The organism is Nonomuraea sp. NPDC049784 (assembly GCF_040659615.1).
Taxonomy (GTDB): domain Bacteria; phylum Actinomycetota; class Actinomycetes; order Streptosporangiales; family Streptosporangiaceae; genus Nonomuraea.
Window position 1 is genome coordinate 1 of sequence record NZ_JBFAMX010001158.1, and the last position, 1,645, is coordinate 1,645.

2 protein-coding genes are annotated in these 1,645 nt (G+C 69.7%); both read left to right on the forward strand.

The window, feature by feature from the left end; translation table 11 throughout:
* Positions 1 to 583: histidine kinase (locus tag AB0J09_RS64300; RefSeq protein WP_360714285.1), on the forward strand; the 583-nt coding region annotated here is incomplete at its 5' end.
* Positions 584 to 644: 61 nt separating this feature from the next.
* On the forward strand, positions 645 to 1,271 hold the full coding sequence (locus AB0J09_RS64305; RefSeq protein WP_360714286.1) for a response regulator transcription factor: 627 nt from the start codon (positions 645 to 647) through the stop codon (positions 1,269 to 1,271).
* Positions 1,272 to 1,645 lie beyond the last annotated feature (374 nt).

The following is a 1,645-nucleotide window of genomic DNA, read 5'->3' on the forward strand; positions in this document are numbered from 1 at the left end:
GGCCACCCGGGCGCAGCGGCTCGGGCTCGCCCGCGACCTGCACGACTTCGTCGCCCACGACCTCAACGGCATGCTGGTGCAGGCGCAGGCCGCCCAAGTGGTCGCCGACACCCTGCCGGAGCCGGTCGCCGAGGCGCTGCAGCGCATCGAGGACGCCGGGCAACGGGCGCTGGCCTCGCTGGATCGTGCTGTGCACGCGCTGGGTGAGCGGGGGCCGGGAATCGAGGAACTGGAGCGGCTGGCCGACGCGTTCTCACCCGTCGCACAGGTGGAGTTGGCCGTCGAGCCAGGCCTAGCGGTGCGGCACGAGGCCTCGTCGCTGGCCTACCGTGTGGTGACGGAGGCGCTGACCAACGTGCGCAGGCACGCGCCGCGCGCCACGACCGTGCGGGTGGAGATTCGCAAGGAAGAGGAGGTTCTGCGCGTGCGGGTGGAGGACGACGGCGGGGGCAGGTCGCAGAGCACCAGAGTCGGCGGTTTCGGGTTGGCGAGCCTGGCCCACCTGCTGGAGGCCCGCGGCGGGAAGCTGGCGGCAGGCCCGAACAGGCATGGCTGGCAGGTCACCGTGCAGATCCCCGCATGACGGCTCATGCTGGGCGTCGTGCTTCATGACACCACTGGCAGACCAACGTGACGGGAACGGGATGACGACGCGGATTCTCATCGCCGACGACCAGGAGGACGTGCGGATCGGGTTCCGGCTGATCCTCAACGCGCAGCCGGATATGACAGTGGTGGGTGAGGCCGCTGACGGCGCACGGGCGGTAGAGCTGGCTCGTCACCTGCGTCCCGACGTGGTGCTTGCCGACATCCGCATGCCTGGCATGGACGGGCTGGAGGTCACCAGGCAGCTGGCCACCGAGGCCCGAGTGATCGTCGTGACCACCTTCGACCTGGACGACTACGTCCACACTGCGCTCCGCGAAGGCGCCTGCGGCTTCCTGCTCAAACGCTCAGGCCCCACCCTGCTGGTGGAAGCGATCCGCGCGGCGATGGCCGGCGACACGCTGATCAGTCCTCAGGTAACCCTACGGCTACTGCGGGGCTTGATCCGCCAGGCACCGCCGCCGCTGGAGGACCCGCTCACCGCCCGCGAGCTGGAGATCGCCCGTCTGGTGGCGCGAGGGCACACCAACGCCGACATCGCCGCCGAGCTGACCATCAGCCCGGGAACCGTCAAAACGCACATCGCGCACATCCAGCGCAAGGTGGGGGCCGCCAATCGGGTGGGCATCGCCGCCTGGGCCTGGAGCAGCGGCCAGGTGGGCTGACCGCAGAGCGGCCATGCCGCAGGCCGCGAGGGCGGACGGCAGTGGCGGGATCAATCCGGGCGGGCCTGGCGCGCGCCCGGGGTGCGGGAACCGGTCCGGGACAGGGCGCAGCGCCCACCACAGGGGTATGCCGTGGAGTCGAGCAGACGCTCCGCCCCTTCAGCTCTCATGCGGCACCACAAAGAGTGACCTCCATGCGGGCCGCCTGTGCGAGTACGTCGTTGACATTTGCCGCAGGGCCGACAAACTATTCATATGAATGGTTCTTCAGATGAGGGTGTGTTGGCGATGGACGGCTGCACTGTCAAGGTGGTTGACGGCGAACGGGTGGCCGCCGTGTGCGAGCGGATGCCGGCCGCCGAGGATCTCACCGA

Bases quoted from the DNA above. Each gene is read 5' to 3' on its own strand.
- AB0J09_RS64305 (WP_360714286.1), top strand. From the start codon at position 645: ATGACGACGCGGATTCTCATCGCCGACGACCAGGAGGACGTGCGGATC.